Source organism: Sphingomonas sp., assembly GCF_048595155.1.
Taxonomy (GTDB): domain Bacteria; phylum Pseudomonadota; class Alphaproteobacteria; order Sphingomonadales; family Sphingomonadaceae; genus Sphingomonas_I.
In genome coordinates, this window is record NZ_JBMDXN010000098.1 from 1 (window position 1) to 17,450 (window position 17,450).

The 17,450-nt window shown below is 66.0% G+C and carries 24 protein-coding genes and 1 tRNA gene; 13 read left to right on the plus strand and 12 right to left on the minus strand.

Annotated features, from left to right (window positions below):
* Window positions 1-80: 80 nt before the first annotated feature.
* From ACOJSI_RS14675 to rpmF, 5 genes are all read right to left on the minus strand, one after another.
* Window positions 81-482 (minus strand): MerR family transcriptional regulator, encoded by a 402-nt coding sequence (locus ACOJSI_RS14675; protein WP_420139040.1) that lies wholly within the window; start codon window positions 480-482, stop codon window positions 81-83.
* Between the two features lies 1 nt (window position 483).
* The gene (locus tag ACOJSI_RS14680) at window positions 484-783 is read right to left on the minus strand and encodes an integration host factor subunit alpha (protein WP_420139080.1); all 300 of its coding nucleotides are present in this window, start codon (window positions 781-783) and stop codon (window positions 484-486) included.
* Window positions 784-917: 134 nt separating this feature from the next.
* Window positions 918-1,892, minus strand: coding sequence for a beta-ketoacyl-ACP synthase III (locus ACOJSI_RS14685; RefSeq protein WP_420139041.1), 975 nt, complete (start codon window positions 1,890-1,892; stop codon window positions 918-920).
* Window positions 1,889-2,929 carry a phosphate acyltransferase PlsX gene (plsX, locus tag ACOJSI_RS14690; RefSeq protein WP_420139042.1) on the minus strand — a complete coding sequence of 347 codons (1,041 nt, stop codon included), beginning with the start codon at window positions 2,927-2,929 and terminating at the stop codon, window positions 1,889-1,891. The genes ACOJSI_RS14685 and plsX overlap by 4 nt, the downstream gene beginning before the upstream one ends.
* Window positions 2,930-2,948: 19 nt before the next feature.
* On the minus strand, window positions 2,949-3,128 hold the full coding sequence (rpmF, locus tag ACOJSI_RS14695) for a 50S ribosomal protein L32 (RefSeq protein ID WP_420139043.1): 180 nt from the start codon (window positions 3,126-3,128) through the stop codon (window positions 2,949-2,951).
* Between the two features lie 178 nt (window positions 3,129-3,306).
* On the opposite strand from rpmF, the gene ACOJSI_RS14700 reads away from it, so the two are divergent.
* Window positions 3,307-3,714 carry an MAPEG family protein gene (locus tag ACOJSI_RS14700; protein ID WP_420139044.1) on the plus strand — a complete coding sequence of 136 codons (408 nt, stop codon included), beginning with the start codon at window positions 3,307-3,309 and terminating at the stop codon, window positions 3,712-3,714.
* Between the two features lie 12 nt (window positions 3,715-3,726).
* Here ACOJSI_RS14700 and ACOJSI_RS14705 read toward each other — a convergent pair whose 3' ends face one another.
* Window positions 3,727-4,392 (minus strand): MBL fold metallo-hydrolase, encoded by a 666-nt coding sequence (locus tag ACOJSI_RS14705; protein WP_420139045.1) that lies wholly within the window; start codon window positions 4,390-4,392, stop codon window positions 3,727-3,729.
* A 111-nt stretch (window positions 4,393-4,503) separates the two neighbouring features.
* Between ACOJSI_RS14705 and ACOJSI_RS14710 the strand changes: the two genes are divergently transcribed.
* From ACOJSI_RS14710 to ACOJSI_RS14720, 3 genes are all read left to right on the plus strand, one after another.
* The gene (locus tag ACOJSI_RS14710) at window positions 4,504-4,998 is read left to right on the plus strand and encodes a DUF4142 domain-containing protein (protein ID WP_420139046.1); all 495 of its coding nucleotides are present in this window, start codon (window positions 4,504-4,506) and stop codon (window positions 4,996-4,998) included.
* Window positions 4,999-5,060: 62 nt separating this feature from the next.
* On the plus strand, window positions 5,061-6,830 hold the full coding sequence (pabB, locus tag ACOJSI_RS14715) for an aminodeoxychorismate synthase component I (RefSeq protein ID WP_420139081.1): 1,770 nt from the start codon (window positions 5,061-5,063) through the stop codon (window positions 6,828-6,830).
* A 75-nt stretch (window positions 6,831-6,905) separates the two neighbouring features.
* On the plus strand, window positions 6,906-8,108 hold the full coding sequence (locus ACOJSI_RS14720; RefSeq protein ID WP_420139047.1) for a pyridoxal phosphate-dependent aminotransferase: 1,203 nt from the start codon (window positions 6,906-6,908) through the stop codon (window positions 8,106-8,108).
* Window positions 8,109-8,168: 60 nt separating this feature from the next.
* Here ACOJSI_RS14720 and ACOJSI_RS14725 read toward each other — a convergent pair whose 3' ends face one another.
* Complete coding sequence (locus ACOJSI_RS14725; RefSeq protein ID WP_420139048.1) at window positions 8,169-8,597, minus strand: OsmC family protein; 429 nt, start codon at window positions 8,595-8,597, stop codon at window positions 8,169-8,171.
* Between the two features lie 115 nt (window positions 8,598-8,712).
* Here ACOJSI_RS14725 and msrA point away from each other — a divergent pair, with 115 nt between their 5' ends.
* Complete coding sequence (msrA, locus tag ACOJSI_RS14730; RefSeq protein WP_420139049.1) at window positions 8,713-9,411, plus strand: peptide-methionine (S)-S-oxide reductase MsrA; 699 nt, start codon at window positions 8,713-8,715, stop codon at window positions 9,409-9,411.
* 306 nt (window positions 9,412-9,717) lie between these two features.
* Here msrA and pdeM read toward each other — a convergent pair whose 3' ends face one another.
* Window positions 9,718-10,380, minus strand: a complete 663-nt coding sequence (pdeM, locus tag ACOJSI_RS14735; RefSeq protein WP_420139050.1) for a ligase-associated DNA damage response endonuclease PdeM — start codon at window positions 10,378-10,380, stop codon at window positions 9,718-9,720.
* 161 nt (window positions 10,381-10,541) lie between these two features.
* Between pdeM and infA the strand changes: the two genes are divergently transcribed.
* The 7 genes from infA to ACOJSI_RS14770 all read left to right on the plus strand — a co-directional run bounded on the left by infA (window position 10,542) and on the right by ACOJSI_RS14770 (window position 14,105).
* Window positions 10,542-10,760, plus strand: a complete 219-nt coding sequence (gene infA / locus ACOJSI_RS14740) for a translation initiation factor IF-1 (protein ID WP_010162480.1) — start codon at window positions 10,542-10,544, stop codon at window positions 10,758-10,760.
* Window positions 10,761-10,851: 91 nt separating this feature from the next.
* Complete coding sequence (locus ACOJSI_RS14745; RefSeq protein ID WP_420139051.1) at window positions 10,852-11,424, plus strand: Maf family protein; 573 nt, start codon at window positions 10,852-10,854, stop codon at window positions 11,422-11,424.
* Window positions 11,417-12,415 carry a ribonuclease gene (locus tag ACOJSI_RS14750; RefSeq protein WP_420139052.1) on the plus strand — a complete coding sequence of 333 codons (999 nt, stop codon included), beginning with the start codon at window positions 11,417-11,419 and terminating at the stop codon, window positions 12,413-12,415. The genes ACOJSI_RS14745 and ACOJSI_RS14750 overlap by 8 nt, the downstream gene beginning before the upstream one ends.
* Complete coding sequence (locus ACOJSI_RS14755; protein WP_420139053.1) at window positions 12,393-12,596, plus strand: DNA gyrase inhibitor YacG; 204 nt, start codon at window positions 12,393-12,395, stop codon at window positions 12,594-12,596. Before ACOJSI_RS14750 ends, ACOJSI_RS14755 begins: the two co-directional genes overlap by 23 nt.
* Before the next feature lie 34 nt (window positions 12,597-12,630).
* Window positions 12,631-12,706 (plus strand) — tRNA-Phe (locus ACOJSI_RS14760).
* A 94-nt stretch (window positions 12,707-12,800) separates the two neighbouring features.
* The gene (locus ACOJSI_RS14765; RefSeq protein WP_420139054.1) at window positions 12,801-13,067 is read left to right on the plus strand and encodes a hypothetical protein; all 267 of its coding nucleotides are present in this window, start codon (window positions 12,801-12,803) and stop codon (window positions 13,065-13,067) included.
* Between the two features lie 204 nt (window positions 13,068-13,271).
* A complete protein-coding gene (locus ACOJSI_RS14770) occupies window positions 13,272-14,105 on the plus strand; it encodes a hypothetical protein (protein WP_420139055.1) in 834 nt (277 codons plus the stop codon).
* A 90-nt stretch (window positions 14,106-14,195) separates the two neighbouring features.
* On the opposite strand, the gene ACOJSI_RS14775 is transcribed toward ACOJSI_RS14770, so the two are convergent.
* Together ACOJSI_RS14775 and ACOJSI_RS14780 are read right to left on the minus strand one after the other, a co-directional pair.
* Window positions 14,196-14,507, minus strand: a complete 312-nt coding sequence (locus ACOJSI_RS14775) for a hypothetical protein (RefSeq protein WP_420139056.1) — start codon at window positions 14,505-14,507, stop codon at window positions 14,196-14,198.
* A 142-nt stretch (window positions 14,508-14,649) separates the two neighbouring features.
* Window positions 14,650-15,765 (minus strand): NADH:flavin oxidoreductase, encoded by a 1,116-nt coding sequence (locus ACOJSI_RS14780; RefSeq protein ID WP_420139057.1) that lies wholly within the window; start codon window positions 15,763-15,765, stop codon window positions 14,650-14,652.
* A gap of 101 nt (window positions 15,766-15,866) precedes the next feature.
* Between ACOJSI_RS14780 and ACOJSI_RS14785 the strand changes: the two genes are divergently transcribed.
* The gene (locus tag ACOJSI_RS14785) at window positions 15,867-16,244 is read left to right on the plus strand and encodes a winged helix-turn-helix transcriptional regulator (protein WP_420139058.1); all 378 of its coding nucleotides are present in this window, start codon (window positions 15,867-15,869) and stop codon (window positions 16,242-16,244) included.
* Between the two features lie 9 nt (window positions 16,245-16,253).
* Here the strand turns inward: ACOJSI_RS14785 and ACOJSI_RS14790 are convergent, their stop codons facing one another.
* Both ACOJSI_RS14790 and ACOJSI_RS14795 read right to left on the minus strand, forming a co-directional pair.
* The gene (locus tag ACOJSI_RS14790; RefSeq protein WP_420139059.1) at window positions 16,254-16,754 is read right to left on the minus strand and encodes a nuclear transport factor 2 family protein; all 501 of its coding nucleotides are present in this window, start codon (window positions 16,752-16,754) and stop codon (window positions 16,254-16,256) included.
* Between the two features lie 88 nt (window positions 16,755-16,842).
* Window positions 16,843-17,430 (minus strand): hypothetical protein, encoded by a 588-nt coding sequence (locus tag ACOJSI_RS14795; RefSeq protein ID WP_420139060.1) that lies wholly within the window; start codon window positions 17,428-17,430, stop codon window positions 16,843-16,845.
* Window positions 17,431-17,450 lie beyond the last annotated feature (20 nt).

Genomic DNA, 17,450 nt, shown 5'->3' on the forward strand with positions numbered 1-17,450 from the left:
CCCAGCGCTGTTGCGTCGCGTCTGTGCCAACGCCGGCCACCAAAAAGCCGGGCTGGAAGCACCCTGCACATCGTCAGAGGTCAGGACTGCGGCGGAACGTCCGTCGTCAGAGCGCGCGCAAGCGCATCGCGAATCTCGATCAGCGCGTCCATGTTGCCGCTCTCCGCTGCCGCCACCGCGGGCGTCTCCACCGGGGCGGCGGGCTTGGCAGCATCGACCGCCGCGCCCCCATCCGGCTGCCCGAGCAGCTTCTGCACGCCGCGCATCGTATAGCCTTCATGGTTCAGCAGGCGATCGATCCGGCGGGCGAGCGCAATGTCGGCCGGGCGATAATAACGGCGATTGCCGGCGCGCTGCAGCGGGCGCAACTGCGGAAAGCGCGTCTCCCAATAACGCAGGATGTGCTGCGGCAGGCCGAGCTCGGTCGCCACCTCGCTGATGGTGCGAAAAGCGCCTTCCGCCTTGGCAGAAGGGTCCGCCACGTCAGCCCGCGCTGACGATGCGGTCGCGCAGCGTCTGGCTCGCGCGGAAGGTCAGCACGCGCCGCGGCGCGATCGGCACTTCCACACCCGACTTGGGATTGCGTCCCACGCGCTCCGCCTTGTCGCGCAGCACGAATGTCCCGAAGCCGGAGATTTTGACATTCTCGCCATTGGCCAGCGATTCGCACATATGCCGGATCACCTGCTCGACCAGCGTCGCGCATTGCGAGCGCGGCAGCCCAATGTCGCCATGCAGGATTTCGGCGAGGTCCGCCCGCGTCAGCGTGTTCGTCATCACCATATCAGCTTCGGCCATCAAACCCCCCACGCCGTACAATGGTAATTCACCATGCTTAAACCCAACACCTTAGAGAAAACAAGCCGTTGGCGACGATTTGCACAGCTTGTCGACGAGTCGTTTCGCTACCGTACTGGTCAGTATCGCACCACTGCCGCACCCCAGGTAAAACCGCCGCCCATCGCCTCCAGCACGATCACGTCGCCGCGCTGGATGCGGCCGTCACGCACGGCCACGTCCAACGCCAGCGGCACCGATGCGGCCGACGTATTGGCATGTTCATCGACCGTGATCACGACGCGCTCCGCAGGCAAGCCCAGCTTGCGAGCAGTCGCATCCAGGATGCGACGATTGGCCTGATGCGGTACGACCCAGTCGATATCGTTGACCGAAAGGCCGGCTTTTTCGACGGCTTCAGCCAGTACCGCCGCCAGATTGACGACGGCGTGGCGGAACACTTCGGATCCCTTCATCCGCAATTTGCCGACCGTACCCGTCGTTGAAGGGCCGCCATCGACATAGAGCAGCTGATTATGCCGCCCATCCGCATGCAGCGCGGTCGACAGCACGCCGCGCGCGGTGGCGGCATCCTCGCTCGCCTGCGCCGTCAGCACCACCGCGCCGGCACCATCGCCAAACAGCACGCAGGTCGTACGATCCTCCCAATCCAGGATTCGGCTGAACGTCTCGGCGCCGATCACCAGGGCGCTGGTGCTGCTGCCGCCGCGGATCATGTTGTCGGCGACAGAAAGGGCATAGAGGAAACCGGAACAGACGGCGGCCACATCGAAGGCGACGCAGTCGCGGATACCCAGCGCGTCCTGCACCTTGGTCGCGGTGGCGGGAAAGGTCTGGTCCGGAGTGGCGGTGGCCAGGATGATCAGATCGATGTCGGTTGGCGCTAAGCCCGCGGCTTCGATCGCGCGGCGCGCGGCCGCGCTGCCCAGCGACGCGGTGGTCTCCCCCTCCGCAGCGATATGGCGGGCCCGGATGCCAGTGCGCTCGACGATCCATTCGTCGGTCGTATCGACCGTCTGCGCCAGTTCGTCATTGGTGACCCGACGGGCGGGCAGCGCCGATCCGGTGCCTGCAATCACGGCCCGTCGCGTCATGCTGCGTTCGGCTCCGGCGTGCGGATACGGGCCAAGTCCGCGGTGATGCGGTCGGTGATGCAGCCCTGGGCCAGCTTGGCTGCGACCTCGATCGCGTTGCAATACCCCTCGACGGAGGTGCTGCCATGGCTCTTCACCACCGTGCCGTTCAGCCCCAGGAACACCGCGCCGTTGCGCAAATTGGGGTCGAGACCCTTGCGCAATAGGGTGATGGCGGGCTTCGACAGCATGAAACCGAATTTGGATCGCAGCGAGCTCTTGAACGATCGTCGCAGAAGGTCGGCGATGAAACGGGCGGTGCCTTCGGCCGTCTTCAGCGCGATATTGCCGGAAAACCCGTCGGAAACGATCACGTCCACTTCGCCGCGCCCCAGCCGGCTCGCTTCGATGAAGCCGTCGAATCGGAGCGGCAGGTGATGGGCCGCCTGCAGCATCGCCGATGCGTCGCGCAGCGTGTCGGTACCCTTCAGCGCCTCCGTGCCGATATTCAGCAGGCGCACCGTCGGCTGTTCGGTCTGATGCAGGATGCGGGCATAGGCCGCGCCCATCACCGCGAATTCAAACAGGTTGCGGGCGTCGCACTCGGTATTGGCGCCCAGATCCAGCATCACCAGATCATGCTCGCCCAGCGTCGGCAGCAGGGCGGCCAGCGCCGGCCGATCGATTCCCGGGATGGTGCGCAGCGCGATCTTGGCCATGGCCATCAGCGCGCCGGTATTGCCGGCCGAGATGGCGGCATCGGCGCGGCCGTCCTTCACCGCCGCGATCGCCATGCCCATTGAACTGGTCTTGGCGCGGCGAATCGCCTGAGTCGGCTTGTCCTCGCCTTTGATCACATCGGCGGAATGCACGATCGCCACGCGATCGCCGAACTCGCGATGGCGTGCGGTTTCAGCGCGCAGCCGCGTTTCATCCCCGAACAGCGTGAACCGCATGATCGGGTTGCGCGACAGCGCACGCGCGACTCCAGCGACCGCGATCGCCGGGCCACCGTCGCCGCCCATTGCGTCAATGGCGAGACAGGGACCCACGCTCAACCCCCGCCAATCCCGTCAATCAGTTGCTGACCGGCAGGATCTCGCGACCGTTATAATGCCCGCAGTGGCTGCACAGATTGTGCGGCTGCTTCAGTTCGCCGCAGTTCGGGCAATCCTGGAAAGCGGCAACCGTCAGCGCGTGATGGCTGCGGCGCATGTTTCGCTTGGACGGCGATGTTTTTCTCTTTGGGACTGCCATCTCGGCACCTATTCCATGTCTGTAGAAACGATAGGACGCGCTTCGCCGATGGCCAGTACGGCTCAGGAAGAGCCGCGGGCCTCCGGCTGGGCGCGTCGCGAAGGCGCTGGCCTATAGCGATTTCGGCTCGCGTTGCAAGGCCGGCTTGGGCATGGTGGCCACGGGGAGACACCATTTCATGCATATCGCCGCCGCACCTACCGTCACGCTCATCTTCGCCGCCGCGCTTGGGCTGCTCAACATCTGGCTTGGCGTGCGCGTGTCGCGTTTGCGCTTCCAGCACAAGATTTTGGTGGGCGATGGCGATCTACCAACGATCGAAAAGCGCATGCGTGCGCACGCCAATTTCAACGAATATGTGCCGATCGCGCTCATCCTGATGCTGCTGATCGAATTGAACGTGGGCCCTTCGCGGATCTTGTGGGGGCTCGGCGCGCTCCTGGTCGTCGCCCGTGTCATCCACCCGATCGGCATGGATCAGCCCAAATCCAATGGCTATCGGGCCGGCGGGGCGATGCTGACCTGGGGCGTATTGGCGGCCCTCATCGTCTGGGCGATTCTGCTCGCCTACGGTATCCGCCTCTAAGGATAGGGCGGATCAGGCGGGGCGGAGTGCGGCATCCCCGACAAAGGGATTGCTCTGCCGCTCCTGACCGAAGTTCGACATCGGGCCATGGCCGCAGATGAAGGCGGTGTCATCGCCCAGCGGCCATAATTTGCCGGTGATCGACGCGATCAGATCGGCATGGTTGCCCCGCGGAAAATCGGTGCGCCCAATCGAACCCTGAAAGATCACGTCACCCACCTGCGCCAGCTTGGACGGCGCATGGTGGAAGACGACATGGCCGGGCGTGTGGCCGGGGCAATGATAGACGTCGAGGGTCAGCTCGCCGACGGTCACCGTGTCGCCGTCGACCAGCCAGCGATCGGGCTCGAACGGCAGTGCCTCGATCCCGAAGCGCGGACCATCCTCCTTCAGGCCCGCGATCCAGAAGCGGTCGTCCTCGTGCGGACCTTCGATCGGCACGCCCAGTTCCTCGGCCAAGGCCGCGGTACCACCGCAATGATCGGCATGGCCATGCGTGACCAGCAACTTCTCGATCGTGACACCCGCCTGCGCCGCCGCAGCTTTGAGGCGGGGCAGCTCGCCGCCGACGTCGATGAACGCGCCCCGCATGGTGCGCGTGCACCAGATGAGCGTGCAATTTTGCTGGAAGGGCGTGACCGGGAGGATCGCGGCGCGCAGCGGTGGGGAAGAAGCCATCGCGCACAGATGGCCGCGTGGCCGTCTGGGGGCAAGCCGGCACGCACCCAATCGCCGCGCGGCGCGTTACCGCCCGGCCTGAAGGTCAGGAAAAAAGGAAAGGATTATCATATGTTAACGCGCACTCGGGCGGTCTTGGCGGCTGCCACGGCGATGCTGTTGGCCGGCGCAGTCCAGGCCGCGCCGCCAACGTCGGTCTATCTGAAGAAAGCGGGCGCGAGCGACCTGTATGAGAAGACGTCGAGCCAGATCGTGCTGAACAGCACGCGCAATCCGGAGGTACGCCGTTTCGCCAGCATGATGGTGACCGATCATACCAAGAGCACGGCGATGGTGACGTCCGCGGCCCGCCGCTCGGGCGTCCGGCCGGGCGCGCCAATGCTGGATCCGATGCAGCGTCGCATGGTCGCCGAACTGCGCCGCGCCGACGGCCGCGATCGCGATCGCCTCTACATCGATCAGCAGCGCCAGGCGCATCGCCAGGCGCTCCAGCTGCAGCAGGACTATGCCGCCACCGGCTCCGCCCCGGCTCTGCGCCGCGCCGCGGCCAATATCGTGCCGGTGGTCCAGCATCATATCGACATGCTCGGTCGCATCGGCCGATAAGCGATCGCCGAATAAGCGGGCGCCGCTTGCGCGGTGCCCGCTACTACGCGCAGAGCGGCGTGATGCTCGTGCCCGGCACCCCTTTCGTTCTGCTCGACGATGCGCGCCCCGGCGGCGCCCAGACCCTGTATCGCAATCCCAGCACGATCCTCGTCGCGCAGCGCGCAGGCGATGTCCGGCCCGCGCTCGCAGAGATCCGCGCCGCGACGCGGGACGGTCTGCATGCGGCCGGCTGGCTCAGCTACGAAGCCGGGCCGGCATTCGAACCGACATTGCCCGCGCCCCACGCCTCCGACACCGGGCTGCCGCTTCTGTGGTTCGGCCTGTTCGAACAGGCCGAGACCCTGGATGCCGCCGCGTTCGAACGCCTGCTGCCGGATGCGGCCGGCGGATGGGTGGGGGCGCCGCGCCCCCGCGTGTCGCGCCGTGCCTACCAACAGGCGTTCGACCGGGTGGCGGCGCTGATTGCGGCCGGCGATATCTACCAGGCCAATCTCAGCTTCCGCGCCGACGTGCCGGTGGCGGGGCATCCCCTGGCCATTTACGCGCGCCTCCGCAGCAGCGCCCAGGTCGGCTGGGGCGGCATCGCTTATGATGGGCAGAATTGGCTGCTGTCGCTTTCACCGGAAATGTTCTTCCAGACCGACGGCGCAGCCGTCTCCGCCCGCCCGATGAAGGGCACCGCCGCACGCGGCCGCGATCCTGCCGAAGATGCTGCGCTCGCGGCAGAGCTCGCCGCCGATCCCAAGCAGCGCGCCGAAAACCTGATGATCGTCGATCTCATCCGCAACGATCTGTCCCGCGTCGCCCAGCCCGGCAGCGTCGCCACGCCCCGCCTGTTCGCCGTCGAACAATATCCGACCGTCCATCAGATGGTGTCGGACGTCACCGCGCAATTGCAGCCGGGCCGCGATGCGGTCGATCTGCTCGAGGCTTTGTTCCCCTGCGGATCGATCACGGGGGCGCCAAAGGTCCGCGCGATGGAAATCATCGGCGAGGTCGAACCAGATTCGCGCGACGCCTATACCGGGTCGATCGGCGTCTTCGCTCCTGACGGCAGCGCCGCCTTCAACGTCGCGATCCGGACACTCGGCTTACGCGACGGCGCCCGTCGCGCGCGCATGGGGTTGGGCTCCGCCGTCGTCGCCGATTCGACGGCCGAGAGCGAATGGCGCGAATGCCTCGCCAAGGGGGCCTTCGTCACCGCCGCCAGCACGTCCTTCGATCTGTTCGAAACGATGCGGTTCGAACCCGACGAGGGTGTCGTGCGGCTGGAAGATCATCTCGCCCGCCTCGCCCGCAGCGCCGCCGCCTTGGGCTTTGTCTTCGATCGGCACGATATCCGCCATCGCCTCCACGCCGCCACCTATCGTCGCACGACGCCGGCCCGGCTGCGGCTGATGCTGAGTGCCGGCGGTGCGATCGCGGTGGAGGTGGGCGATCTGCCGGCAACGCCGACGGCGCCGGTGGAGGCGGCGGTGATACCCCTGCCGGTGGATCCCGCCGACTTCCGCTTGCGCCACAAAACGACCGATCGCGGCTTCTACACCGCGGCACGCCAGGCAAGCGGATGCTTCGAGGCCCTGTTGGTCCGCCCCGATGGCTGGCTGACCGAAGGCAGTTTCACCAATATCTTCGTGCCGCGCGACGGCGTGCTGGTCACGCCGCCGCTCGATCGCGGTCTCTTGCCCGGCATCCTGCGCGGGTGCCTGATCGAAGAGGGGCGGGCGCGGGAAGGGGATCTCACCGTTGCCGACCTTTCGGGCGACTTTTTCATCGGCAATGATCTGCGCGGGCTGATGAAGGCGCGGTTGGGCTCGAAAAAGCCCTAATGCGGTTGCTGGCGCCGGAACGACCGGTCTATAGCGCGCCCGCTTCTTCCCTTCGGCAGAAAGACATTCAGACCGATGAGCCTCATCTCGGCCGCGTTAGGCCGCATCAGCCCTTCGCCCACCCTCGCCATGACCAGCCGGGTGCTGGACCTCAAAGCGCAGGGGGTCGCGGTGATCGGCCTGGCCGCGGGCGAGCCCGATTTCGACACGCCCGATTTTGTGAAGGATGCCGCGATCGAGGCGATCCGCGCCGGCAAGACCAAATATACCAATGTCGACGGCACGGCGGAACTGAAGGCCGCCATCGTCGCCAAGTTCAAGCGCGACAATGATCTGAGCTACGAAACCAGTCAGATCAGCGTCAATGTCGGCGGCAAGCATACCCTGTTCAACGCGCTCGTCGCGACGGTGGAGGAAGGGGACGAGGTCATCATCCCCGCGCCTTACTGGGTCTCCTATCCGGATATCGTTCAGTTTTGCGGCGGCACGCCCGTGATCGTCCCGGCCGGCGCATCGCAGGGCTACAAGATCGCCCCCGACCAGCTGGAGGCCGCGATCACACCGCGCACCAAGTGGCTGATCCTGAACTCGCCCTCCAACCCGACCGGCGCCGCCTATACCGCCGCCGAGCTGAAGGCGCTGGGCGAGGTGCTGCTGCGTCATCCGCACGTGTGGGTGATGGCCGACGATATGTATGAACATATCACCTATGGCGATTTCGAATTCGCGACGATCGCGCAGGTGGTGCCGGAGCTGTACGAGCGCACGCTCACCGTCAACGGCTGCTCCAAGGCCTATTCGATGACCGGCTGGCGGATCGGTTTCGCCGGCGGTCCGGTGCGGCTGATCAAGGCGATGGCCAAGCTGCAGTCGCAGTCGACCTCCAACCCCTGCTCGATCGCGCAGGCCGCCGCGACCGCCGCGCTCAATGGCCCGCAGGATTTTCTGAAGGATCGCAACGCCGCGTTCGAACGCCGCCGCGATCTGGTCTGCTCGATGCTGAACCAGGTCAATGGCATCCATTGCCCGCGTCCGGATGGTGCCTTCTACGTCTATCCCGATGTGTCGGGCCTGATCGGCAAGCAGACGCCGGGCGGCAAGACGATCGACACGGACGAAGCGCTGATCGATTATCTGCTGGACGATGCCCGCGTCGCCGCCGTCCATGGCGCCGCTTTCGGCCTCTCGCCCGCCTTCCGCATCAGCTACGCCACCTCGGAAGAATTGCTGACCGAAGCCTGTCAGCGCATCCAGACCGCCTGCGCGGCGCTACGCTGAGCGCATGTCCTGTAAACCGTCACTCCAGCGCGCTGGAGTGACGGTAAGGCTGAGCCGAACTTAATCGTTCAGCGTGTGCGTCAGCGTGATCTCCGCATTCAGCACCTTGGAGATCGGGCAATTCTTTTCCGCGTCCGCCGCAATTGACGCGAACTGATCCGGATCGATTCCCGGCACCGAAGCCGTGAGCGTCAGGTCCGACCGCGTGACCTTGAAGCCTGCGCCGTCCTGCTCCAGCTTGACCGCCGCCTTCGTCTCCAGCGTGCCCTCGGTATAGCCTGCGCCCGCCAGGCCGAACGACAAGGCCATGGTGAAGCAGCTCGCATGCGCTGCCGCGATCAGCTCTTCCGGATTGGTCCCCTTCTCGTCGCCGAAGCGCGTGTTGAAGCTGTAGGGCGTATCGGCGAGCACGCCCGACTCGGAAGAGACATGGCCTTTCCCGGTCTTGCCGAAACCTTCGTACCGGGCGGAAGCGTTGCGCGTCGTCATGGCTGATCCTTTCGCATGGTGGTGACGGGCCCTGCCTAATCGGTTCGGCGCATCCTGCCACTCCCCATTCACCTAGCACTTCCTATATTACGGACATCCTACCGGGAGCTGCACGATGACCAGCATTTCTACCCGTTTGTTCGCCGGCGCCGCCGGGCTGGCGCTGGGCGCCGCCATGATCTTCGGAACCGCCGGTGTCGCCGCCGAAAGCGTGGTGCGCGCACCTGCCGCGCTCATCAGCGTGCCCAACAGCGCCACCAGCGAGACCGCCATTTTCGCGGGCGGCTGCTTCTGGGGCGTGCAGGGCGTGTTTCAGCATGTGAAGGGCGTGAAGAGCGCGGTGTCCGGCTTCACGGGTGGCGCCGCCAACACGGCCCATTATGAGCGCGTGTCGGATGGCGATACCGGTCATGCCGAATCGGTCCGCGTCACCTTCGATCCGCGCGTCGTCAGCTACGCCGATCTGCTGCGCATCTATTTTTCGGTCATCACCGATCCGACGATGCTGAATGCGCAGGGCCCCGATCGCGGCACCCAATATCGCTCAGCCCTGTTCCCGACGAGCGAGGCGCAGCGCAAGGTCGCCACCGCCTATCTGGCGCAGCTGCGCAAAGCCCATCTGTGGAACAAGCCGATCGTCACCCGGCTGGAACGCGCCCAGGCCTTCTACCCGGCCGAACGCTATCATCAGGATTATCTGACGCTCCACCCCGACTCGGGCTATATCCGCTATAACGACGCGCCCAAGGTCGCCGCGCTGAAGCAGCTCTACCCGCAATATTGGCGCGACAAACCCGTGCTGGTGACCGGCTGACGCATCTCCTCCCCGAGCGCGCTCGGGGAGGGGGACCATCGCGCAGCGATGGTGGAGGGGAATTCCCGGCCATCCACCGCAATCAATAACGCTGTCGCCTCGCCGCCAAATGGACCCTGAAACAAGTTCAGGGTGACGGAGCATATGTTACCCCCGGGTTTCTCCAACCGTCATGCTGAACTTGTTTCAGCATCCATCGAGCCGCAGGCCCCGTCGCTGCAGAAGCGCGCACGCCGTCTGAAACCCAGCATCTCCTCCCCGGCACGGGGAGGGAGACCGCGCCGCAGGCGCGGTGGAGGGGAAAGGTCACGCCGCCAGCGGGAACCTGAGAAGCCTGTTCTCCACCGCAATCAACGCCTGCGCGCTCCGCCCGACGATCTTCGTGATCACCGGATCGTCGGCATCCATGCCGCCCGTCAACGCGCCGAAAGCCGGCAGGATCAGCTTGGTCCCGCTCGCCACGAAACAGCGCCGCGCCACGTTGCGCCCGCGCAGGCTCAGCCGCAGCTTGGGATGGAAATGGCCGGACAGCTCCGGCCGATGCTCGCGCGGGTCAGCCTCATGCCGCAGCACCAGCCCGTCCACCTCGGCGTCCTCCACTACGTCGCCGCCGCAATGATCGGCCAGCACCGCGTCGTGGTTGCCGGTGATCCATGTCCAGCGCGTGGTCCCGGTCAGCGCGATCAGCCGCGCCCGCGCCTCGGCCGGCAGCCGCTCGCACCCTTCCTTGTCGTGGAAACTGTCGCCCAGGCACCAGATTTCGCGCGCCTGGGTCGCGTCCTTCAGCTTGGCCAGTTCCGTCAGCGTCGCGATCGAATCGTAAGGCGGCAGCATCTGGCCGCCACGCGCATACCAGCTCGCTTTTTCCAGATGCAGGTCGGCCACCAGCAACGCCTCGCGCGCGGGCCAATAGAGCGCGCCCGCACTCAGCGCTGCCAGTTCAACGCCACAGAACGAAAAGCGAACCATAGGCCGCTATAGGCATGGCCCGCGCACCCACGCAACCCGGCCGCTCTCGCAACCCGCGTGCGGGCGTCCTATATCCTGAAAGGCGCTGCTTTCTTTTTTGAGCCCTTGCGGCTAAGGCGACGCGCCTTTTCGACAACCCGTAAGATTTTTGAGGACTTCGCTTGGCGAAAGAAGAATTGCTGGAAATGCGCGGGCAGGTGGTGGAGCTTTTGCCCAACGCCATGTTCCGCGTGAAGCTGGAAAATGATCACGAGATATTGGGGCACACTGCCGGCAAGATGCGCAAGAACCGCATCCGCGTGCTGGTGGGGGATGAGGTGCTGGTCGAATTGACCCCCTATGATCTGACCAAGGGCCGCATCACCTACCGCTTCAAGTGATCCGTCGACGACGGAACCGTGTGTTTCGAGACGCGAAGCTCGACAGGAGCGCGGACGTCGCGCCGCAGTTTCCGGCCTCGCGGACCTTGCCATGCGCCTGATCCTTGCCTCCGCATCGCCGCGTCGACTCGATCTGCTGGCGCGGATCGGGGTGGAGGTCGCGGCGGTCGATCCGGCCGAAATTGACGAATCCCCGCTGAAGGGCGAACCGCCGGTCGATTATGCCCGCCGCATCGCCGCCGCCAAGGCCGCCGCGGTCGCGCCCCGCCATTCCGGCGCGGTCGTCCTCGCGGCCGATACGGTGGTCGCCGCCGGACGCCGTATCCTCCCCAAGGCGGAAACCGCCGAAGAGGTCGCGACCTGCCTGAAGCTGCTCGCCGGCCGGCGCCATCGCGTGCTGAGCGCGGTCACCGTCGTCGACGCGCACGGCGTCGCCCGCCACCGCCTCTCCACCACCATCGTCACCTTCGCGCCGCTCTCCGCCGCGACCATCCAGGCCTATGCCGAGGGCGGGGAGGGGATCGGCAAGGCGGGCGGCTATGCCGTACAGGGCCGGGCGGAGGCCTTCGTCCGCTTCCTTGCCGGCAGCCATTCCGGCGTCGTCGGCCTGCCCTTGTTCGAAACCCGCGCTTTGCTGATCACCGCCGGGATCCCTCTTGGCTGAATGGCTCTTTGAGGCCGGCATCGGGGAAAACCGGGCCGCGCTGATCGAGGGCGGCCGCATGGTGGAAATGGCGATCGAGCGGGATGACGATCCCGGCCCGCGCCTTGGCGCCGTCTTGTCCGGGCGGCTGATCCGCAAAGCGGATGCCTCGGGTCGCGGCCAGGTCGCGCTCGCCGACGGCACGATCGTCCAGCTCACCCCGGTCCCGCCCAGCCTCACCGAAGGCAGCGCCGTGGCGGTTGAGATCGTGCGCGAGCCGATACCCGAAGGCACGCTGCTCAAGCCCGCCCGGGCCCGCCTGGCGGCCGCAGAGGCGGCGCCAGGCCCCGGGCCGGACCTATGGGCCCAAATCAACGCCGGCGGCCTCTCCGTGCGGCGCCTGGGCCGGGATGCCACGCTGGACGATCATGGCTGGTCCGATGCGATCGAACAGGCGACGAGCGGCCTCTTCTCGACGCCCGATCTGCTGCTCCGCATCTCGCTCACCCCGGCCATGACGCTGATCGACGTCGATGGCGGCGGCAGCGCGGCCGAGCTGGCGGTCGCCGGCGCGCGCGCCGCCGGCCGCGCGATTCGCCTGTTCGGCATCGCCGGGTCGATCGGCATCGATCTGCCGACGCTGACCGGCAAGGCCGATCGTCAGGCTACCGCCGCCGCACTGGACGCGGTTCTGCCGCAGCCGTTCGAACGCACCGCCGTCAACGGCTTCGGCTTCCTTCAGATCGTCCGCCGCCGCACGCGCCCGTCCATTCCGGAACGGATCGCTGCCGATCCGGTCGCCGCCGCCGCGCTCGACCTGATTCGCCGCGCCAGCCGTGCCTCCGGCCATGGCGCCCTTACGCTCCAGGCGCATCCGCGCGTGATCGCCCGTGTAGCGACCCGCACCGACTGGATCGATGCGCTTGCCCGCGCGATCGGCGCGCCCGTCACCTTGCGGGAGGATGGGGCGCTCGCCATATCCGCCGGACATGCCAGCCGCGCCACGCCTTGATCGATCCGCCTGCCCGGGATGCGGGAAACCCGCCGTCGCCGCGCACATGCCTTTCTGCAGCCAGGGCTGCCGCGATCGCGATCTGATCCAGTGGCTTTCGGACGGATATCGCATCCCCGGACCCCCGGTTGAGGAGGATGAACAGGATTCCCTGCGCAACGGGCTAGACAGCGAGCGCTAGCCGCCTCTATAGGCGCGCCTCCCAACGCTTCCGTGCCCAGGTAGCTCAGTTGGTAGAGCACGTGACTGAAAATCACGGTGTCGGCGGTTCGATCCCGTCCCTGGGCACCATTTCCGGCCAAGGCCGCTGCGGGGAAGCTTCCACCGAATAAGCCTGTTACCGCCGCGATGGCCTGGCGCCGCGAAGCCGCGTAGAGAGGCCAGCATGGATTTCGACGATCTCCTCGTCCGCTTCTTCGGCACCGCCGCGATCGACACGCTCGATCCCGAACGGCTGGCCAAGGGCGCCGACCTGGTCCGCCTGCAATTCGGGCTGGAACGCGATCCCGAACGCCGCTTCGATCTGTGGTGCTTGATGTATCTGCTCGGCACCGCCCCCGATCCCGATGCCACCTTCCAGGACGAGGACGACCGTGAGGCCGCCCACGCTTTCATGGCCGAAGCCGAACAGGCGATCGGCGACGACGCCTAGCCTCCGTCGCGCCGGCGCAGGCTGGCATCCACGGACGCTGCCGCGAGTTTTCCCGCTGAGGGTCAGCACGTCGAGCAAGGTGACTAACGTAGCCTGTCGCCGGCACGCGATACGCTTCTGTAACCTCAATCGCGCAAACGGCCGATGACGATCGTCATCGGCACGCGCTGCTCGCTATGCCGTTCACTCTGCCTGGGATGTGCCGTGAGCCTAATTGCCGATCGCGCGCGTCTGACGGACTCGTCCGGGCGGCGCCATGACATCCTCACCCTGATGGCGCTCGGTTGTACCGCTTATTTCGTTGCCGTGATGGGTCATGAAATTTTGGGCCATGGCACCATCATGTACCTCAGCGGCGTGCGCGACTTCGTCCTGACCTCCACCTCGATCGATGCCTTGCCGCCGCCCCCGCCCATTTCCAACGCGACGAAGGCCGGTGCCGCCGTCTTCATGGGCGGTTCGCTCTTCAACGTCCTGCTTGGCGCGGGCCTCTACCTCTGGTTGCAGCGGACTCGGCAAGGCTCCCAATCCCCTGCCCTCCATTTCGGCTTGCGCTTGCTCGCGGTCGTCAATCTGTCGCTCGGCCTCATCTATCTCTCATTCTCCGGCATATTTGGGGTGGGCGACTGGGCGGAACTGATCGCCGGCTGGCCCGACGCCGGGCTGTGGCGCGTGATCGAGATCGGAGTGGGGTTGGCCGGCTTCTACCTTGCCGCGCGCCTTATGGCCCGCTGGCTGGCCGAATATCAGGGCCGTGCCCGCAGGCTCACATGGGCGCCGTATCTCGCTTCGGTGGCCGCATTTTGTCTGATCGGCCTGCGCGTGCCGGATCCTGTGATCATCCTGATCTCTGTGCTCCCCGCGCCGATCCTGGGGCAGTTGGCGCTGGTCGCGGCACCGCTCCTGCTCCGCCCGTCCGGCCAGCCGAATCCGAAGCCAGCGCAATCAATTCAGCGGAGCTGGCCCGCCATCGCCTTGGCCATGCTGTGCCTGGGCGCGACGTGGTGGATCGCGCCGGGCGTGACGATCCACCTATGAGCCTTGTTCTGCCCCGCTGCGATCGCCTTCCAGATGGTGCTCGGTGCGCGCTGGCCTGGCTTAGGATGAGCCACTGCCTGTACCCTGCTTCTATCGTCGCGGCAGGCTTAGCATTGTTGTCGGAACGGTCGCCGCGAGCAGGACGATAGAGGCGATCATCATGGCCAGCAGGCCCATTGCCGGCCAGTCGGAAAGCGGGTGCGCGGCGGCGTCTGCGCGTGCCCGCACGATCCCGAAAGTGAGCGTCAGCCCAGGAACAAAGAGCGCCGTGATGAAACGCGCCAGCACCAGGCTGCGCTTCGCAATGACCTTCCCGAGCAGGCGCGCCACGATCCACGTCACCACCGCCGCCGCTATCAGTGCGGCCACTATGATCGTTACGTCGTCCGAACCGTCGGACATGGCGCCCCCTACCGCCGCCGTCTGCGGATCCGCGCGGCGCACGCCGCATATCTGCTACGCTATCGGTCAGCTGCCAAGCCGGAACGGCGCAGCGGCGGCAGCAAATGAAAAGAGGCCGGCATGTCTGCCGGCCTCATAGCCCTTACACCAGTTCGGCGAGCGATGCGGCGTCAAACCCGCGCAGCGCTTGGCTTTCCCCCTGGCGTACCTTGTTCACCCAGTTCGGGTCGCTGATCAGGGCGCGGCCGACGGCGATCAGGTCGAACTCGTCGCGCTCCATCCGCTCGATCAGCTGATCGAGCCCGGCGTTGGTCGAGCTTTCCCCGCTGAACGCCGCCATGAAGTCGCCCGACAGCCCGACCGAACCCACGCTGATCGTCTTCGCCCCGGTCAGCTTCTTGGCCCAGCCGGCGAAGTTCAGGCCGTTCTCGCCGTCGATCTCCGGGAATTCCGGTATCCAGAAGCGGCGCTGGGAACAATGCAGCACGTCCACGCCCGCATCGACCAGCGGCTGCAGCCAATCGGTCATCTCGGCCGGCGTCGTTGCCAGCCGCGCGGTAAATTCCTGCTGCTTCCACTGGCTCACGCGCAGGATGATCGGGAAATCGGGGCCGACAGCCGCGCGGATCGCCGCCACCACCTCGGCCGCGAAACGCGATCGCTCACCGATCGTGGCGCCGCCATAGCGGTCGGTCCGCAGGTTGCTGCCCGCCCAGAAGAATTGATCGATCAGATAGCCGTGCGCGCCATGGATCTCGATCGTGTCGAAGCCCAGCCGCTTGGCGTCACCCGCAGCCTTGGCGAAGGCGGCGATCGTGTCGGCGATATCGGCATCGTTCATCGCCTTGCCGCGCGCGACACCCGGCGCATCCAGCCCCGACGGGCTCTCCAGCGGCGCATCCGGATCCCACTCGGTCAGGAAGCTTTTGACCGCGCCGGTGTGCCACAGCTGCGGGCCCATCTTGCCGCCGCCGGCATGGACGGCGTCGATCACGCCTTTCCAGCCGGCCAGGGCCGCGTCGCCATGGAAGAAGGGGATGCCGGGGTCGTTGCGTGACGCCGGCCGATCGATCACCGTTCCCTCGGACAGGATCAGCCCTACGCCGCCCTCGGCCCGCCGACGATAATACGCCGCATTCGCCTCGCCCGGTACGCCGCCCGGCGCGAAGCTGCGCGTCATCGGGGCCATGACGATACGGTTCGCCAGCTCCAATGAGCCGACGCGCAGCGGGCGAAACAGAATGTCAGATGTAGTCATCGATACCGTGCCTCTCTTGTGGATCGGCGCTATAGGTATACATCGGATACCAGGCTTCAAGAACGCACTTAGGATCGCCTAGGGATAAACGAGGAAACTATATGACGAGATGTGAGCATTTCTCGGTCAATTGCCCCAGCCGTCTGCTGTTCGATCAGATCGCCGATAAGTGGTCGATGATGGTGCTGACCGTGCTGGATGCCGGGCCGATGCGCTTCAATGGCATCAAGCGTCATCTGGAAGGCGTCACCCAAAAAGCACTGACCCAGTGCCTGCGTCGGCTGGAACGCAATGGGCTGCTGTCGCGCCGCATCATCGCGACATCGCCGATTGGGGTGGAATATGAAATCACGCCGCTCGGCCGCTCGCTCCAGCCGCCGTTCAAGGCGCTCTACGCCTGGACGCGCGAGCATCTCGATGCGGTGGAACAGGCCCGGGAGGCCTTCGATGCGCGCAGCGCGGCGGACATCGCCGCCTAGCGTTGTCGGCTAGGAAGCCGGCGCGACCGGTGCCGCGCGCACGACATGGGCGGAAATTGCCTGCCAGCGTCCGTCCCGCTTGGCATAAACGTCGGCATAGTCGTTCGATGCCGTGAACGGCTTGCCCGCCGACGTACCGGATAGCGTGCTGCGCGCGGTCACCACCGCCACGTCGCCGAACACCAGCACGCGCAGATTGGCCCAGTCGATCGTTTCGATCACCCGGCTGGTGCCGGTCGCGGCAGCGATCAGCTCGGCTTTGCGCAGCACGCGATTGTCAGGATAGACTGCGGTGAAATCGTCGGCGAGGATGCGCTCCAGCGCGGCGCGATCGCGCGTCTTATAGGCGTTCAGCCAATCACGATTATGCGCTTCCAGCGCGGCCGTATCCGCAGTGGCCGTCTGCGCCTGCGCCGCAATGGCGGGCGTAGGGGCGCTCTGGCCTGCTACAGCCGTGGTGGAAAGAAGGACAAGCGATGCCAGCGCAAGGCGAGGAGCACATGAAGCCACCGGTCATTCCTTCCATGATGAAGATCGCCTCAAGGATAGCCTGACACAGGCGTCGAAGGAATAAGGACTGTTTCGGTCCTCGTCAGAGTCAGCTGCCGGCGGACGGGTCCTTTCCATCCAGTCCATCGGGCAGCGTATCGGGATCGGGAGAGACGTTCCAGATCAGGCTCGCAACCCACCACCGCCTGCCGTCGAAGACCAATTGCCCGACATTGGCCGTCTGGTAGCGAGTGACTTTGCCACCATCGGTCACTTCCACGTCATGCGTGTAGAAGACGCTGGCAATATTGCCGAACCGCGAGACACGCATCGCGATGATCTTCTCCTCCAGTCCGATCCGATTGCGCGCTTCCTGATTCTCCGCGATCCAGGCGGTCACCGCTTTGTACATGATGTGCGGTGGCTCGGACCTGGTCTCCTGTCCCGCGGCACCGACCTTGCCATTGTCCAGGAACAGCGAACGGAAGCGGCCGAAGTCGAAATGGGGCACGGCTGGCCCCGATATCGATCGGTGGACCGCGCGAATGATGGCCTCCGGCGACGCAACGTCTGTCGGTGCGGCTACCGGCACGGTCATCGCCGGCTCGGGGGCATCTGTGCTCTCCGTCGATAGAATTTGGCCGTCGGCGGCATGCGCCAGCGCCACGACCGCAAGCACCATCAGTCCAACCCGCATCCACGCACTCCGAAGCTCGC

Excerpts from the sequence above, each read along its gene's own strand:
- ACOJSI_RS14780 (WP_420139057.1), bottom strand. The coding sequence starts at position 15,765 with ATGACTACATCTGACATTCTGTTTCGCCCGCTGCGCGTCGGCTCATTG.
- ACOJSI_RS14710 (WP_420139046.1), top strand. The coding sequence starts at position 4,504 with ATGTTAACGCGCACTCGGGCGGTCTTGGCGGCTGCCACGGCGATGCTG.
- ACOJSI_RS14755 (WP_420139053.1), top strand. The coding sequence starts at position 12,393 with ATGCCAGCCGCGCCACGCCTTGATCGATCCGCCTGCCCGGGATGCGGG.
- msrA (WP_420139049.1), top strand. The coding sequence starts at position 8,713 with ATGACCAGCATTTCTACCCGTTTGTTCGCCGGCGCCGCCGGGCTGGCG.
- ACOJSI_RS14725 (WP_420139048.1), bottom strand. The coding sequence starts at position 8,597 with ATGACGACGCGCAACGCTTCCGCCCGGTACGAAGGTTTCGGCAAGACC.
- ACOJSI_RS14700 (WP_420139044.1), top strand. The coding sequence starts at position 3,307 with ATGCATATCGCCGCCGCACCTACCGTCACGCTCATCTTCGCCGCCGCG.
- ACOJSI_RS14720 (WP_420139047.1), top strand. The coding sequence starts at position 6,906 with ATGAGCCTCATCTCGGCCGCGTTAGGCCGCATCAGCCCTTCGCCCACC.
- ACOJSI_RS14765 (WP_420139054.1), top strand. The coding sequence starts at position 12,801 with ATGGATTTCGACGATCTCCTCGTCCGCTTCTTCGGCACCGCCGCGATC.
- pabB (WP_420139081.1), top strand. The coding sequence starts at position 5,061 with ATGCTCGTGCCCGGCACCCCTTTCGTTCTGCTCGACGATGCGCGCCCC.
- ACOJSI_RS14785 (WP_420139058.1), top strand. The coding sequence starts at position 15,867 with ATGACGAGATGTGAGCATTTCTCGGTCAATTGCCCCAGCCGTCTGCTG.
- ACOJSI_RS14775 (WP_420139056.1), bottom strand. The coding sequence starts at position 14,507 with ATGTCCGACGGTTCGGACGACGTAACGATCATAGTGGCCGCACTGATA.
- ACOJSI_RS14685 (WP_420139041.1), bottom strand. The coding sequence starts at position 1,892 with ATGACGCGACGGGCCGTGATTGCAGGCACCGGATCGGCGCTGCCCGCC.
- ACOJSI_RS14705 (WP_420139045.1), bottom strand. The coding sequence starts at position 4,392 with ATGGCTTCTTCCCCACCGCTGCGCGCCGCGATCCTCCCGGTCACGCCC.
- rpmF (WP_420139043.1), bottom strand. The coding sequence starts at position 3,128 with ATGGCAGTCCCAAAGAGAAAAACATCGCCGTCCAAGCGAAACATGCGC.
- ACOJSI_RS14795 (WP_420139060.1), bottom strand. The coding sequence starts at position 17,430 with ATGCGGGTTGGACTGATGGTGCTTGCGGTCGTGGCGCTGGCGCATGCC.
- ACOJSI_RS14680 (WP_420139080.1), bottom strand. The coding sequence starts at position 783 with ATGGTGATGACGAACACGCTGACGCGGGCGGACCTCGCCGAAATCCTG.
- pdeM (WP_420139050.1), bottom strand. The coding sequence starts at position 10,380 with ATGGTTCGCTTTTCGTTCTGTGGCGTTGAACTGGCAGCGCTGAGTGCG.
- ACOJSI_RS14745 (WP_420139051.1), top strand. The coding sequence starts at position 10,852 with ATGCGCCTGATCCTTGCCTCCGCATCGCCGCGTCGACTCGATCTGCTG.